This window comes from Ruegeria sp. HKCCD7255 (assembly GCF_013031565.1).
In the GTDB taxonomy this organism is placed as follows: Bacteria; Pseudomonadota; Alphaproteobacteria; order Rhodobacterales; family Rhodobacteraceae; genus Ruegeria.
Genome location: NZ_WQAG01000006.1, coordinates 265,981 through 281,579 on the forward strand (window position 1 = coordinate 265,981; position 15,599 = coordinate 281,579).

The window sequence follows — 15,599 nt, forward strand, 5'->3', positions numbered from 1 at the left end:
GCCTGCTTTGCCTCAAACTCTAGTACACCACCACGGACCGGATGCTTTCCCCTTTGTGCATCAGGTCAAAGCCGTGGTTGATGTCGCTAAGCCCCATCGTGTGAGTGATCATCGGGTCGATCTCGATCTTACCGTCCATGTACCAATCGACGATCTTGGGCACATCAGTCCGGCCCCGCGCGCCACCAAATGCTGTTCCGCGCCATGATCGGCCGGTGACCAGCTGGAACGGTCGGGTCGAGATTTCGGCCCCCGCAGGTGCCACACCAATGATGATGGATTCGCCCCATCCCTTATGGGCCGATTCCAGCGCATCGCGCATCACGCCCACATTGCCCGTCGCGTCAAAGGTGTAGTCGGCACCGCCCTTGGTCAGATTGACAAGATAAGGCACCAGATCTCCTTCGACCTCGGTCGGGTTCACGAAATCGGTCATGCCGAATTTAGTGGCCATCTCGACCTTGGCAGGGTTCAGATCGACACCCACGATCTGATCCGCACCCGCCAGACGCAGGCCCTGGATCACATTCAGACCGATGCCGCCCAGGCCGAACACAATGGCGCGGCTGCCAATCTCGACCTTGGCGGTGTTGATCACCGCGCCGATGCCTGTAGTCACACCGCAGCCGATATAGCAGATCTTGTCGAACGGCGCGTCCTCGCGCACCTTGGCCAAGGCAATCTCGGGCAGGACAGTATGGTTCGAGAAGGTCGAGCAGCCCATGTAATGCAGGATCGGGTCACCATCCAGAGTCGAAAACCGTGAGGTACCATCCGGCATAAGACCCTTGCCCTGCGTCTCTCGGATCGCTTGGCACAAGTTGGTCTTGGGATGCAGACAATATTCGCATTCGCGACATTCGGGTGTGTAAAGCGGGATCACGTGATCACCCGGTTTCAGGCTGGTCACACCTGTGCCCACCTCAAGAACGACGCCTGCGCCTTCATGACCCAGAATGGCGGGAAACAGACCTTCGGGATCAGCACCCGACAAAGTGAACTCATCAGTGTGGCAAATCCCGGTGGCCTTGATCTCAACCAACACCTCGCCCGCCTTGGGGCCTTCGAGGTTTACATCCATCACTTCCAAAGGTTTACCCGCCTGAACGGCGACGGCTGCACGCGTGCGCATTGTGCTTGTCTCCCTGTCTTCTTTGTTTCGACCCTGCGTCAATTGAAGGGTATTTTCAACTGCGCTTTGATGGCTGGTGGACTAAACCTTTGATATTCAAGAAACGACATAGCCAGAATAAGGAGCGCCAATGTATAGATTTTTTCCCATTCTGATCTTGCTGTCCGCCTGTTCCGAAACACCGTCAGAACAGCAATCGCCGCGCCTGCCGTCCCGCGCCCCCTCGGTCGATCTGGCGTTTTGTCTGGGGGACCCTTTTGCGGGTTCGATCGGCCAACCGGTCCAGACCATCCAAGCCGCGCTTCCGGAACGGTCGCGTGTGTTGGGGCCGAACGATCTGATGGCACAGGATTACCGTATTGATAGGTTGAATGTTTTTGTCGATGACGACGGGATCATCGAAAATATCACCTGCGGATAAGCTGACACGAAGGCGTTTTGAGCTTTATTAGAGCCTATTTCCCGCGATAAACCAGCCAGTCTGGCAGATAGTCGATCACGCGGATTACCCAGGAAAACGGAGCCGGAAAATCGGTGCGGAACCGTCTGCGCGCCATGGCTTTGATCACGCGTGAGGCCGCGTCTTCGGGCGTCATCAGCATTGGCATTTTGAATTCGTTCTTGTCGGTCAATCGGGTCTTGATGAACCCGGGGTTGACGATGCGCACAGTGACGCCACTGCCCGCAAGATCATGGCGCATGGTTTCGGCCAGCGAAATGAGTGCGGCCTTGCTGGCCCCATAGCCGATTGCGGCAGGAAGCCCGTGATACCCTGCAAGCGACCCGATCAAAGTGATCTCTCCTCGGCCTGCCGCTACAAATCCGGGTACTGTTTCTCCAAGAACGCGTACTGCGCCCATATAGTTCACATCGCTAATCCTGAGCGCGGTTTCCGTGTCCCACTCAGGGCTACGCATCGGGTCATAGGCTCCGGCGTTATATACAAGGCCATCGATTGCCCCCGCCTGGGCAACCGCGCTGCGTACAGCGTTCAAATCAGTCACATCCATGGGGATAAAGCGCGCATTGGGCAGGTTGGCGCAGATTTCGGCCAAGCGCTCGGCGTTGCGCGCGGACAGGATCAGATGCGCACCTTTATCGCTCAGCTCTTTGGCCAAGGCGCGACCCAATCCCTCGCTTGCGCCGATGATCCAATAGGTTTTGCCCTCAAAGCTGCTCATGCGTGAACCGTTCCAGTTGATACGTTAGGTTTTACGGCCATGCGGCAGCTTTGGATCAGCCCTGTATTCGCTGACCCGAAGTCTTAACATAGTGCATTTGTTAAAAACATCTAACCTGATTGATCCATACCCGTTTACGATGCGTATCTTATTGTAAAACGTCAGTTAACGAGGCTGGAATGTTCGACGAAACCCGGGGTGCCCGGAAAAAGATTGCAATTGTTGGAGCAGGCATTTCGGGGCTTTCCGCTGCGTACTATCTGTCAGAAAACAACGACGTAACACTGTATGAGGCCGAGCCTACGCTGGGCGGACATGCCCGAACGGTACTGGCGGGCAAGAACGGCGATCAGCCGGTGGATACCGGTTTTATCGTGTTCAACTATGTGACCTACCCGTATCTGACCAAGCTCTTTGACGAGCTGAACGTGCCCGTCACCAAAAGCGAAATGAGCTTTGGCGCCACGATCGACAATGGCCGCATCGAATACGGGTTGAACAACCTGCGCACGTTAACCGCGCAAAAGCGCAACCTTGCGCGGCCCGCCTATTACAAGATGATCGCCGATATCCTGCGCTTCGGCAAAGAGGCGCCCGAGGCCGCCCAAGATGACGACACCACAATCGGAGAATTGGTAGACCAGTTGCGGCTGGGCCATTGGTTCCGCCACAACTATCTGATGCCGATGTGTGGCGCGATCTGGTCGACACCAGTGGAGTTCGTGGACCAATTCCCAGCCCGCTCGCTGGTGCAGTTCTTCCGCAACCATGCATTACTGGCCAGTGGACGCGCCAATCAACACCAGTGGTACACGGTCAAAGGCGGCAGCGTCGAATATGTGCGCCGGATCGAAGCCGCATTGCGCACGCGCGGTGCCGATATCCGTCTTGGCGCACCAGTGCAGGCCGTTGAACGGCACGATCTGGGCGTCACCGTGCGCAGTCAGGGGCAGGCCGATCTGTTTGACGAGATCATTCTGGCCACCCATTCAGATCAGTCTCTGGCCATTCTGGGCGAAAACGCCACGCGGGCCGAGGCCGCGGCGCTGGGCGCGATCCGCTATCAGCCCAATACCGCCATTCTACATTGCGACCCCGGGCAAATGCCGCGCCGGCGCGCGTGCTGGTCCAGTTGGACCTATCGCTCGCAAAAGGGCAATGTTGGGGTCACATATTGGATGAACCGGCTTCAGAATATCCCCGACAGCGATCCGCTTTTTGTGACGCTGAATGCCGGGTCGGAAATTGCCGCGGACAAAATCTATGATCAGGTCGAATTTGCCCATCCGGTGTTCGACAAGGGCGCGCTGAAAGCCCAAGGTCAGATCCGCGAGATGCAGGGACAGAACCGAACATGGTTTGCCGGTGCGTACAACCGGCATGGTTTTCACGAAGACGGGATCGCCAGCGCGATGCATGTCGTCGACCAGTTGAATGGCACCCCGCAACCCATCGGAGCTGACAATGGCATTCTCAAAGAAGATCCAGCCATTCCTGCATAGCAATAGAACCGCTTGGCTGGGCGTATTTACTCTAACGATCCTGCTGCTGGCACCAATAGGTCTGGCAGCATCACCGATTCCGGGTGACCTCAAGGACCCCAAGCAATTGGGAAGCGCGACGTTTCGCTTTCTGGGGCTGCCTCTCTATGACGCCAAACTGTATACACCCGCAGGCGCCGCGTTCAGTTGGGACGAGGATTTCGGGCTTCAACTGACCTACCGCAAGAACCTGAAACAAAAGTCGTTGGTTGAATCGACGCTGGAAGAAATCGCTCGCCAGGGCAATTCAGCGCCGACGCAAGCGCAATTGGAGGCGTGCTTTCAAGCAGTCAGCAAGGGCGACAGCTATTTGGCGGTCTCCAAAGGCCCGAACGAGGTTGATTTCTGGCGCAATGGCAGTAAGACCTGCTCACTGACCTATCCCGGGGCGAAACGGTCATTCATGTCGATCTTTCTCGGTGACAATTCGCGATCGGCAAGTTTTACCCAGCAGTTGAAGGGCCAGTGATGCTGTATCCGCGTGTCAGCCTGTATGCGCTTATGCTGGCTGCGGCGGGCATCCCGCTTTACATCCACCTGCCGCGATTTGCGTCAGTCAATCTGGGATTGGGTCTGGCGGTGATCGGAACGGTCTTGCTGGCCATCAGGTTGGTGGATCTGGTGCAAGATCCCTTGATCGGCTGGGCGATTGATCATTGGCCCAACGCTCAGATGGTGTTCGCAGCAACAGCGGCACTGGGGTTGGCCATTGGCTTTCCACTGCTGTTCAGCCTTCCGGAGGGTACAAGCGTGATGGCTCTGGTGGCTGTGCTGATCCTCTTATTCTCGGCCTACAGCCTCGGAACCATCCTGCTATACGGCCGCAGTGCAACCCTGGCGAAAAAGGCCACAGCACATGAGCTGATGCGGCTGGCCGCATTCCGCGAAGGGGGTCAATTGACTGGCGTGATCCTGGCCGCCAGCGCACCAGCTGTGTTCGTGGCGCTTGGAGCGGCTTCACAAGGCTATCCGGCCTTTGGCCTCTTCTTGGGAACGCTGGCTTTGGTCACCCTGGCGGTGACGATCCCGATCTGGCGGCGTACTCCGGTAACGGGGGATGGCCTGTCCTTTGCCGGTCTCGGACAGGCCGGAGCGTTGCGATTGCTGTTGCTCGCCCTGGTCAACAGCCTGCCGGTCGCCATCACCTCGACCCTGTTTCTGTTCTTTGTCGAAGATCGCCTGCAACTGCCCGGGCAAGCAGGCCCCCTGCTGATCCTGTTCTTCCTCAGCGCTGGCGTCAGTGTTCCGCTTTGGGCACGGCTAAGCAACAGGATCGGGCCGAAACAGACTCTGATCATTGCCATGCCGCTGTCTATCGCAGGCTTCATCGGCGCAGCCATGCTGTCGACCGGAAATCTGGGCGGGTTTGCCCTGATCTGCATCGCATCTGGGGCCGCGCTTGGGGCCGATATGGTGGTTCTGCCCGCCATGTTCTCGGTCGTTCTGACACGCGCTGGGCTGAACGCGTCAGCCGCCTTTGGCATCTGGTCTTTTGCGGGCAAACTGGGTCTGGCCCTGGCTGCCTTTTTCACTCTGCCGCTGCTGGAACGCAGCGGATTTGTCCCCGGACAAAGCAATTCGGCTGAGGCGCTTGAGGTTCTCACCCTCGCCTATGCCGTTCTTCCCTGCATCCTGAAACTCGGAGCGTTTGGATTGGTTCTGACGCTGCCGACGGAGGTCACAGTCAAATGAAACTCCTTACTATCCTTCTCTTCGCAATACTTGCCGTGATCATTGGCAAAGCCCGCTTCCTCAGCTTCCGGTCGCAGGAACCATCAGATTATGCCAGCACCGGGCCCGAGTTCTCGCTCAAGGAAAACCTGAATGGCGAGATATTGTCAGAAGGCCTGATCTATGGCCCCAACGGCAAGATGTCGAACAGCTTTGTTGCACGTATGGTCGGCGAGTGGGACGGAAACGCGGGCACTCTGACCGAGTATTTCACCTATTCCAACGGCAAGCAGATGACCCGCAAATGGCATCTGACCCTGGGTACCGGCAATACATTCATTGCCACCGCTGACGATATTGTTGGCGAAGGGCGTGGCGTGATCTCGGGCGCGACTGTCAAGCTCAGCTATCGGATCATCCTGCCCGAAGACGCCGGAGGGCATACTTTGGACGTGACCGATTGGATGTATCTGACCGAAAACGGCACGATCATGAACCGGTCCGAGATGCGCAAGTTCGGGTTGAAAGTTGCCGAGTTGGTGGCAACCATGCGCCCGGCACCCGAGATCAAGCAAGCCCATCTGAATGGCGCCAACGGGTACGACTCCACAACTGAAACGAGGCCGCTGCAATGATCTCACGTCGCGTTCTGATCGCTGTGGCTGCCCTTGTCGGGCTGGCCGTTCTCTCGGCCTGTGCCGCAAAACCCCGTGTGCCCAAAACGTTCTTGTCCGACCGCAAGCTGAACCTTGAGGAATTCTTCGAGGGCGAAACCGTAGCTTATGGGCAGTTTCAGGACATTCTGGGCAACGTTCCTCGGCGGTTCACAGTCGAGATCGACGGTACCTGGGACGGAGAGACACTGACCCTAGTTGAAGATTTCGTCTATGACGACGGTGCAACCGAACAGCGGATCTGGACCCTGACCAAAACCGGCGACGACACCTGGACGGGCACTGCGTCGGGCGTTCTGGGTGAGGCGACCGGCGTTGAACGGGGCGATACGTTCAATTGGAAATACAAGATCGACCTGCCGGTCAAAGACGGTACGATGCGCGTGAATTTTGATGACTGGATGTGGTTGCTGAGCGATGATCGCCTGCTGAATCGAGCCTATGTCTCACGCTTTGGAGTGCGATTGGGCGAAGTGGTGCTCTTCTTCGAAAAGAAGTGATATCCGCGCCCGTCAGCTCCGCAGCGACAACCCGTCGTGGAACAGATGGACCTTCGCTGGATCAACGGTCAGTTTGACCGACTTGCCACGCAGATCTGTTGCGATCCCCGGCAGTTTGGCCACCAGACCTTCGGCCCCCGGCTGGTCCGTGAAGTAAAGCAGCGTAACCTCACCCAAGGCTTCGACGAAATCCACCTCACCCTCAAAGAACGCGGGTCCTTCGCCGGGGGTCATGTCTTCGGGCCGGGCACCCACATTGACCTTCAGGCCCTTTTTGTCGTTGGTTGTCGGGATCGAGGACACCGCAACCCCACCTGAGTCCAGCGCAACTTTCGTGGTCTCACCGGTTTCGGTGATGACGCCAGGCAGCAGGTTCATGGATGGAGACCCGATGAACTGAGCCACAAACTCGTTGTCTGGCGTCTCATACAGTTCCAGCGGCGTACCGACTTGCGCGATGCCCTTATTCGCCAGCACCACAATGCGGCTGGCCAGGGTCATGGCCTCGACCTGGTCATGGGTGACATAGATCATCGTGCTATCCGGCATCGCCTCTTTCAGGCGCGCAATCTCGATCCGTGTCGCGACGCGCAGCGCAGCATCCAGGTTCGAGAGCGGTTCATCAAACAGGTAAACCTTCGGGTCGCGCACAATGGCCCGCCCGATGGCGACACGCTGACGCTGCCCGCCGGACAGTGCTTTGGGAAGGCGGTCCAGATAGGGTTCCAATTGCAGGATCGAGGCGGCGCGTTCGACAGCCGTGTCAATCTCGGCACTGGGCATCTTGGCGATCTTCAATGCAAAGGCCATGTTCTCGCGCACCGTCATATGCGGGTAAAGCGCATAGGACTGGAACACCATCGCAATGCCGCGTTGCGCAGGCGGCACCTCGTTCATCACCTGACCTTCGATCTCAAGCGTACCGCCCGAGATCTTTTCAAGCCCGGCAATCATCCGCAATAGGGTCGATTTTCCGCAGCCAGAGGGACCGACGAATACGATCAATTCGCCTTGTTCGATATCAAGATTGATATGTTTCAAGACATCTACTGCGCCATAGGTCTTGGCGACATCTGTGAGTTTAAGTTCCGACATGACCTACCCCTTGCTTTGAACCATGAGGCAGAATTGCCCCGCCTCTAGCGTCAGGGTGTCAGACCCACCCAGATCCTGCCCGATGACATGCCACATTCCGGCAGGCTGCGCGGCCTCACCCGTTGCGTCGCCGAGGTTGAAGGCGCAGAACACCCGTTCTGACCCATTTTCGCGGACAAAGCTCAGAACAGGCCCGTTCTGCGTCATGTCCACTTGATCCCCGGTCGCTAAAGCAGGATGCGCATGGCGCAAAGCAATCGCGCGACGATAGTGATGCAACATCGAGGAGGGATCGGCTTCGAGCCGATCAACCGCTCGCGTTGCCTGATCCGAACTGACCGGAAGCCAGGGCTCACCCGTACTGAACCCGGATTGTTCATCTTGCGCGGTCCAGACCATGGGGGTCCGGCAGCCGTCGCGCCCCTTGAACTCGGGCCAGAACTCGATGCCATAAGGATCCTGAAGCCGTTCAAACGGCACATCTGCTTCGGGCAGGCCCAGCTCTTCACCTTGATACAGGCAAGCCGAGCCGCGCAGGCACATCATCAACACCGCATGTTGACGGATGGCTGCGTCGTCCAGCCCCCAGCGCGAAGCGTGGCGTGGCACGTCGTGGTTTGAGAACGCCCAGCAGGGCCATGCATCGCCAGCCTTTTGCGCCAGCTGATCGAATACCTGTTGGGTATAGGCCGCCGTCAATGCGCGTTTCTCAAGGAACTCAAAGGCATAACACATGTGCATCCGCTTATCGCCGGTGGTGTATTCACCCATGATCTCAAGGCCACGTTGCGCGTCGCCGATCTCACCCAGACAGGCGCGGCCTTCGTATTCGTCGGTCAGTGCCCGCAACCGTTCCAGGAAGGCGACGTTTTCAGGCTGGCTTTTGGAATAGAGGTGATCCTGATGGTTATACGGGTTGACCTGCGGCGCAATCGTGGCGTTGCGCTGATCCATCGGCAAGGGCGGATTATCCCGCAGCTCTTTGTCGTGGAAATAGAAGTTGATCGTATCCAGACGGAAGCCATCAACGCCCAGATCCAGCCAGAACCGCGCCACGTCCAAAAGCGCATCCTGCACCTCACGGCAGTGGAAGTTCAGATCCGGTTGCGACGACAGGAAGTTGTGAAGGTAATACTGCTGACGTCGCGTATCCCATTGCCAGCCGGATCCACCAAAGATCGACAGCCAATTGTTGGGCGGCGTCCCGTCGGGCTTAGGATCGGCCCAGACATACCAATCGGATTTGGGATTCTCACGGCTGGCGCGGCTTTCCACGAACCATGGGTGCTGATCCGAGGTGTGCGACATCACCAGATCAATCATCACTTTCAGGTTCAGGGCATGGGCCTGATCCAGAAGCGCCTGAAAATCCTCCATCGTTCCGAACATCGGATCAACGTCGCGATAGTCGCTGACGTCATAACCAAAATCCTTCATCGGCGACTTGAAGAAAGGCGAGATCCAGATCGCATCAACACCCAGGGACGCGATATACTCCAAACGGCTGGTGATGCCTTTCAGATCGCCCACCCCGTCGCCGGTGCTGTCCTGAAAGCTGCGCGGATAGATCTGATAGATCACCCCGCCACGCCACCAATCGGCTGCGGATTTACTTGGCTTCGAAGCCCCAACAGTGTTTTGCACGTTCATATCACGCCTCTACTTAACGGACCCGGCCAACAGACCGCGGACCAGATATTTTTGCATTGCAAAGAAGACCACGAGCGGCACCGCAATCGAGACAAAGGCCGCCGTGGCAAGGATTTCCCAGTTTCCGCCCCGCGTGCCCAACAGCTCGACAATGCGGTTGGTCATCACGGTGGTCTGCCCTGTTGCATCGATCAGGAACACTTTGGCCACCAGCAGATCGTTCCATGTCCACAAGAACTGAAAGATCGCAAACGAGGCCAATGCCGGAAAGCTGAGTGGCAGGATCAGTTTGGTGAAGATCTGGAATTCAGTAGCACCATCGACCCGGGCGTTTTCGATCAGGTCGCGGGGCAGCCCGGCCATATAGTTGCGCAACAGATAGATCGCCAATGGCATCCCAAAGCCGGTATGGGCCATCCAGACCCCAAGATAGCCTTTGCCGATCCCGATATTGAGGTGGAATTTCAGCAAAGGTATCAGCGCCAGCTGCAAAGGCACCACCAAGAGCCCGACAACCGCTGCGATCAACAGGGCGCGGCCCGGGAACTCCATCCACGCAAGCGCGTAGGCCGCAAAAGCTGCGACCAGAATGGGAATGATCGTAGCCGGGATCGTCACGGTCAGGGTGTTAAAGAACGCCTTGGCCATACTGTCAGTGCTGCTCTCGTCCAGCAGGACTTTTTGATAGTTATCGGTGGTGAATTCGGGCGGCAGCTCGGCTGTCACGAAGATACGCGCACCGCGATTGCCGGTGAATTCTTCCGTATTCTCCATCCGGTAGTTGCCCTGCGCGTCCACGGTGACGGTGCCACCGCGCCGCATCTCGGCCACATCACCCGGCACAAAGGCATCCACATCGCGTGAGCTGACACCCCAGCGTGAGATGGTGGCCTGGTCTTCTGCGCCAAACAGTTGGCCTTCGATGACATAGACACCGTTTTCCAACACTTGCGTTTCTAGCGCGGCACTGCGTAGCGTCAGGTTCTGTTCTGATGGAAACAACGATCGCCACCAGCCGCTGGTTGCGATCTGATCCGCAGTCCGAAAGGACGACACCAGCAGACCCAGTGTGGGAAGCACCCAAAGGGCCACAAGAGCGACAACTGAAAGGTGCACAACCCATCTGAGCGCCGGTTTGGTTCCTGCAATATCGCTCATGGGTTACTCCATTTCCTTGCGCGCATTGCGCACGTTCCAGATCAGGATCGGGGTGACCAGCAGCATGATGACCATGGCCGAGGCCGACCCCACACCCCAATCATTGGCGCGGAACAATTTGTCATACATGTAATTAGCCAGAACCTGCGTCTCCCACTGCCCGTTGGTCATGGCAAAGACGATGTCAAAGACCTTGAGCACGGTGATGGTAATCGTCGTCCAAACCACAAGGATGGTGGTTTTGATCTGAGGCACCTTGATCTTGAAGAAGATCTGGAACGGGTTGGCCCCATCCAGAATTGCGGCCTCGACCGTTTCTTCCGGAATACCGCGCAAAGCGGCAGACAGGATAACCATGGCGAAGCCGGTCTGGATCCAGACCAGAACGATCATCAGAAAGAAACTGTTCCAAAACGGAATGGTCAGCCAAGTCTGCGGTTCGGTCCCGCCAAAAAAGATATAAAGCGCGTTCAGGATACCGATCTGATCCTGTTCAGCCGGGCGCGCGTCGTAGACCAGTTTCCAGATGACCGAGGCGCCTACAAATGAGATCGCCATGGGCATAAAGATCAATGACTTGGCCAGATTTCCCCAGCGGATCCGATCCGTCAGCTGAGCCACCAGCAGTCCAAAGGCAGTCGACATGGCGGGCACAACGATCAGCCAGAACATGTTGTTGCGCATGGCTTCCCAGAACTTCGGCTCGGCCGCCATCTGGGTATAGTTGTCCAGACCAACCCATCTGTACCCGCCACCGGGCACACGTTCCGTGAGCGACAGGCGCAAGGTTTCAACCACCGGATAGGCCAGATACAGCCCCAGCGCAGCCATGGCCGGGAACAGAAACAGCCATGGCCGGATCATGTTCGCGCGGTTGATGTTGCGGCCCGCATTTGGGCCCCGCGGCGGGAACAGGATTTTGTCCAGAAACTGATTTGATAGGTAGAAATAGCCAACACAACCCGTCACGCCGATGGCGATGGTCAGCAGGCCTTGGAGTGCCGGTGTCATGATGCCCTCATTCGCATGGCATCCGGGGCGGCCTGGTGACCGCCCCAGTGCTTAGGTTACTTCGCGGCGTCCCATGAGGACTGGATTTCATCCGCGACGTCTTGCGCAGATGCGCCGCCGGCATAATCAACCATACCGGTCCAGAAGGTTCCGGCACCAACGCCACCTGGCATCAGGTCAGATCCGTCAAAACGGAAGGTCGTTGCGCCCAGAAGAATGTCATTCATCTTCTTCAGAGTCGGATCAGAAAAGACCGAGGTATCGACACCTTTGTGCGGGGTCAAAAAGCCGGTCAGAGCCATCCAGGTTTCGTGCGCTTCCGGCGTCTTCAGATACTCGATCAACGCATGCGCACCGGGGCTGTCATTGGTGATCGCCCAAAGGGTACCGGCACCTAGCACGGGGCTGCCCAGATCCTTGCTTTCATAGGCCGGGAAGTAGAAGAAATCGGCATCTTCACCCACAACCGTTCCTTCCGGGAAGAAGGCCGGGATGAACGAAGCCTGACGGTGCATGTAGCACTGCGGCGGTGAGCTGAACAGGCCTTTGGGGCTGTCGCGGAAATCTGTTGTTGCAACAGCTCCGGCACCACCTGCGACGTAATCATCGTTACGTGCAAAAGCTCCAAATTCCTCGATCGCGGCCACAACCTTAGGATCGTTGAACTTCAGTTCGTTCGAAACCCACGCATCATAGTCTTCCGGAGCCAGGGTGCGCAGCATCATGTCTTCGACCCAGTCCGTTGCCGGCCAACCGGTCGCGCCGCCGGACCCCAGCCCGATACACCAGGGCGTTTCGCCATCGGCCACGATCTGATCCGTAAGCGCCTTAAGCTCTTCCATGGTGGTCGGCACTTCATAGCCGGCGTCTTCGAAATTCTCAGGTACAAACCAGACCAGCGACTTTACATCGACCTTGTAGAAGAAACCATAAAGGTCCTCTTCCCCGTCCAGGCCCGCATATGTCCCCAGATCAACCCAGGACTGACCGGCCGCATAGTTGTCGCGGATCCAATCGTCGGTGCCTTCGCTCAAAGGTGTCAGAAAACCCGATTTCGCCATGTCAGCCGCCAGGCCCGGTTGCGGGAAGACCGCGATGTTGGGGGCTGACCCAGCTTCGGCGTCGATACGAATCTGCTGCTCGAAACTGTCCGATCCGACATAGGAATATTCATGCCCGGTGGCCGCGGCGAATCCATCCAGGACCTTTTCAACGTTTTCCTGATCCGGCCCCAGCCAAGGCCCAAAAACCGTAACTTGTTCGGCTTGCGCGGCGCCCGCCATCAGGGCGAGCGTTGCCGCACCTGCGTAAAGCGAGTGTTTCATAGATTGTCCTCCCAACTTTTTCTATCGCGCCCGATGCTTTCAAAGCGCTTTGGATACTCGACGTTATCTGCTAACATTCGGTCTCTGTCAACATTCTGTTTGCAGAGGCCTGTAAACTTAATATTTCGCTGTATTTCCCCAAAACAGGTTGACGGAGCGCACATTTGCCAACAAAACAGGAACGATCACATGTTTGAAGGCGCTTTGAAAATCGATGAACCTAAAGCAACTGTCGGAAACTCTTGGCCTCTCGCAGACGACGGTCAGCCGTGCGCTGAACGGGTATCCCGAGGTGAAAGAGGAAACGCGCGAACGGGTTCAGGCAGCGGCGGCCAAACATGGCTATCGGCCCAACAGCTGGGCCAAAGGTCTGGCGACCGGTCGATCCATGGTGATCGGACATGTGATTCCCAGTTCATCCCAGCATGAGATGGTAAACCCCATTTTCGGAGATTTTGTCGCCGGAGCGGCCAAGACATATGCCGATCATGGCTATGACATGATGTTTTCGAACGCCGAAGATACGTCTATCGAAAAAGCCTATCGCAACCTGTTTCAACGTGGCGCGGTTGATGGCGTTGTTCTGCAAGGCCCCAAAGTCAACGAACCCCGGATCGACGTTCTGACTCGTATGGGCGTGCCGTTCATCGTGCATGGCCGCTCGACCGGGGTAACGTCGCCCTATGACTGGATCGACGTGAACAACAAACGGTCCTTTCAACGTGCGACGCAGTTTTTGATCGATTTGGGCCATCGGCGGATCTCGTTGATCAACGGTCTTGAGGATATGGATTTCGCAAAACGGCGCCGAGACGGGTATCTTGCGGCGCTTAAAGAGGCAGGGTTAGAGCCGATTCCGAGCCTCATGCGCAGCGCCGAAATGACCGAAGTCTACGGCCACCACGAAACCCGTGGAATGCTGCAATTGGATCATCCGCCAACCGCGATCCTGTGTTCATCCATGATTTCGGCGGTCGGAGTGCGCCGCGCATTGGACGAGGCCGGTTTGCGCATGGGGCAAGATGTTTCAGTGATCGCCCATGACGATGACCTGTCTTATCTGAAAAACGGTCAGGATGTTCCCATCTTCACCGCCACACGGTCTTCGGTCCGAATGGCCGGTGAATTGGCCGCAGAAATGCTGATCAACCGAATCCAGGCACCATGCGAACCGGTAATGACGCAATTACTCGAGGCTGAGCTGGTCGTAGGACGCTCGACCGGGCCCGCTCCAAACTAGGTTTACAAAATGAAGAACACACGTGCGGATTTCCCCAAGGATTTCCTGTTCGGGGTCGCGACCTCGGCCTATCAGATCGAAGGGCATAAGTTCGGAGGGGCTGGCCAAACACACTGGGACAGTTTCGCCGCGACACCAGGTAATGTGGTGCGTTGCGAAAACGGTGATCGAGCCTGTGAACACTATCATCGATACGAACAGGATTTTGACCTGATCCGCGATGCAGGTTTTGACTGCTATCGGTTTTCCACCAGTTGGGCGCGTGTCCTGCCAGAAGGGCGCGGGCACGTGAACCAAGATGGTCTGGACTTCTATGATCGGCTGACGGACGCGTTGTTGGAACGCGATATCAAGCCCTGCGCTACGCTTTACCATTGGGAGCTTCCATCGGCGCTGGCCGATCTTGGCGGTTGGCGGAACCTCGACATCGCAAGTTGGTTTGCCGACTTCACCGAGATCATCATGTCTCGCATCGGCGACCGTATGTATAGCGTTGCAACGATAAATGAGCCGTGGTGCGTCAGCTGGCTCAGCCATTTTGAAGGGCACCATGCGCCCGGAATGCGAGACATCCGCGCAGCTGCACGCGCGATGCACCATGTTCTTCTGGCGCATGGCTGCGCGATCGAGGTGATGCGCGGCCTCGGCGTCGGGAACCTGGGCGCGGTGTTCAATCTGGAGTGGTCTGAGCCGGCAGATCAAAGCGATCAGGCGCGTTACGCGGCCGGAATCTATGACGGGATCTACAATCGGTTTTTTCTAGGGGGCGTTTTCAGAAAGGCATACCCCCAGGTGGTTTTAGACGGATTAGAGCCACATTTGCCCTCCGGTTGGCACGATGATTTCGACACAATCGGTCAGCTGGTGGATTGGGCTGGTGTCAATTACTACACACGAAAGCTGATCGCCTCCGCCCCTGGACCGTGGCCAGGCTATTCAGAGGTTGAGGGGCCATTGCCGAAAACTCAGATGGGTTGGGAAATCGAGCCTTCCGCTTTGACCCGGTTTCTTCTCCGCACCGCACGAGAATACACCGGGGATCTTCCGCTCTTCGTCACCGAAAACGGTATGGCCAGTGCGGAACGCCACAACGACGCGGCGCGCATAGACTATATCGATCAACACCTAACGGCTGTTCGCGATGCGCAGAACCAAGGCGCACCCGTCAAAGGCTATTTCCTTTGGTCCTTGCTAGACAATTACGAGTGGGCCCTTGGGTATGAGAAACGGTTTGGATTGGTCGATGTCGACTTTGAAACCATGGAACGTACACCCAAAGCGTCTTTCAATGCACTGAAACAGTCATTGAGACAGAGGTAACGCGAGCAATTCGCACGGGTCGGGAATTTAAGCTTTGGGAGTTTCGTCGTATTAGAGAGGTTTGGGCTTTTACTAGGTTTGGCGGTGACCTACTCTCCCGG

At 57.0% G+C, this 15,599-nt stretch carries 15 protein-coding genes; 8 read left to right on the forward strand and 7 right to left on the reverse strand.

The window, feature by feature from the left end:
* Positions 1-19 precede the first annotated feature (19 nt).
* The gene (locus tag GOX45_RS13565) at positions 20-1,132 is read right to left on the reverse strand and encodes an S-(hydroxymethyl)glutathione dehydrogenase/class III alcohol dehydrogenase (RefSeq protein WP_171101679.1); all 1,113 of its coding nucleotides are present in this window, start codon (positions 1,130-1,132) and stop codon (positions 20-22) included.
* Between the two features lie 130 nt (positions 1,133-1,262).
* Here GOX45_RS13565 and GOX45_RS13570 point away from each other — a divergent pair, with 130 nt between their 5' ends.
* On the forward strand, positions 1,263-1,553 hold the full coding sequence (locus GOX45_RS13570; protein WP_171101680.1) for an I78 family peptidase inhibitor: 291 nt from the start codon (positions 1,263-1,265) through the stop codon (positions 1,551-1,553).
* 34 nt (positions 1,554-1,587) lie between these two features.
* Here GOX45_RS13570 and GOX45_RS13575 read toward each other — a convergent pair whose 3' ends face one another.
* A complete protein-coding gene (locus GOX45_RS13575; protein ID WP_171101681.1) occupies positions 1,588-2,313 on the reverse strand; it encodes an SDR family oxidoreductase in 726 nt (241 codons plus the stop codon).
* Between the two features lie 179 nt (positions 2,314-2,492).
* Here GOX45_RS13575 and GOX45_RS13580 point away from each other — a divergent pair, with 179 nt between their 5' ends.
* The 5 genes from GOX45_RS13580 to GOX45_RS13600 are packed head-to-tail and all read left to right on the forward strand — an operon-like array spanning position 2,493 to position 6,699.
* Positions 2,493-3,815, forward strand: a complete 1,323-nt coding sequence (locus tag GOX45_RS13580; protein WP_171101682.1) for an NAD(P)/FAD-dependent oxidoreductase — start codon at positions 2,493-2,495, stop codon at positions 3,813-3,815.
* The gene (locus tag GOX45_RS13585) at positions 3,778-4,323 is read left to right on the forward strand and encodes a hypothetical protein (protein WP_254446020.1); all 546 of its coding nucleotides are present in this window, start codon (positions 3,778-3,780) and stop codon (positions 4,321-4,323) included. Before GOX45_RS13580 ends, GOX45_RS13585 begins: the two co-directional genes overlap by 38 nt.
* The gene (locus tag GOX45_RS13590; RefSeq protein WP_171101683.1) at positions 4,323-5,546 is read left to right on the forward strand and encodes an MFS transporter; all 1,224 of its coding nucleotides are present in this window, start codon (positions 4,323-4,325) and stop codon (positions 5,544-5,546) included. Before GOX45_RS13585 ends, GOX45_RS13590 begins: the two co-directional genes overlap by 1 nt.
* Positions 5,543-6,160 carry a DUF3833 domain-containing protein gene (locus tag GOX45_RS13595; RefSeq protein ID WP_171101684.1) on the forward strand — a complete coding sequence of 206 codons (618 nt, stop codon included), beginning with the start codon at positions 5,543-5,545 and terminating at the stop codon, positions 6,158-6,160. The genes GOX45_RS13590 and GOX45_RS13595 overlap by 4 nt, the downstream gene beginning before the upstream one ends.
* Positions 6,157-6,699 (forward strand): DUF3833 domain-containing protein, encoded by a 543-nt coding sequence (locus GOX45_RS13600; RefSeq protein ID WP_171101685.1) that lies wholly within the window; start codon positions 6,157-6,159, stop codon positions 6,697-6,699. The genes GOX45_RS13595 and GOX45_RS13600 overlap by 4 nt, the downstream gene beginning before the upstream one ends.
* 12 nt (positions 6,700-6,711) lie before the next feature.
* On the opposite strand, the gene GOX45_RS13605 is transcribed toward GOX45_RS13600, so the two are convergent.
* The 5 genes from GOX45_RS13605 to GOX45_RS13625 are packed head-to-tail and all read right to left on the reverse strand — an operon-like array spanning position 6,712 to position 12,938.
* Complete coding sequence (locus tag GOX45_RS13605) at positions 6,712-7,794, reverse strand: ABC transporter ATP-binding protein (protein ID WP_171101686.1); 1,083 nt, start codon at positions 7,792-7,794, stop codon at positions 6,712-6,714.
* A 3-nt stretch (positions 7,795-7,797) separates the two neighbouring features.
* Complete coding sequence (locus GOX45_RS13610; protein WP_171101687.1) at positions 7,798-9,444, reverse strand: alpha-glucosidase; 1,647 nt, start codon at positions 9,442-9,444, stop codon at positions 7,798-7,800.
* 9 nt (positions 9,445-9,453) lie between these two features.
* Entirely contained in the window at positions 9,454-10,602 is a 1,149-nt protein-coding gene (locus GOX45_RS13615; protein ID WP_171101688.1) for a carbohydrate ABC transporter permease, read from the reverse strand.
* Positions 10,603-10,605: 3 nt separating this feature from the next.
* The gene (locus GOX45_RS13620; protein WP_171101689.1) at positions 10,606-11,613 is read right to left on the reverse strand and encodes a carbohydrate ABC transporter permease; all 1,008 of its coding nucleotides are present in this window, start codon (positions 11,611-11,613) and stop codon (positions 10,606-10,608) included.
* 56 nt (positions 11,614-11,669) lie between these two features.
* Positions 11,670-12,938: an ABC transporter substrate-binding protein gene (locus tag GOX45_RS13625; protein WP_171101690.1), complete on the reverse strand. Its 1,269-nt coding sequence runs from the start codon at positions 12,936-12,938 to the stop codon at positions 11,670-11,672.
* Positions 12,939-13,152: 214 nt separating this feature from the next.
* Here GOX45_RS13625 and GOX45_RS13630 point away from each other — a divergent pair, with 214 nt between their 5' ends.
* Together GOX45_RS13630 and GOX45_RS13635 are read left to right on the forward strand one after the other, a co-directional pair.
* A complete protein-coding gene (locus GOX45_RS13630; RefSeq protein ID WP_171101691.1) occupies positions 13,153-14,178 on the forward strand; it encodes a LacI family DNA-binding transcriptional regulator in 1,026 nt (341 codons plus the stop codon).
* Positions 14,179-14,187: 9 nt separating this feature from the next.
* Entirely contained in the window at positions 14,188-15,498 is a 1,311-nt protein-coding gene (locus GOX45_RS13635) for a GH1 family beta-glucosidase (RefSeq protein WP_171101692.1), read from the forward strand.
* The last annotated feature ends 101 nt before the right edge of the window (positions 15,499-15,599 follow it).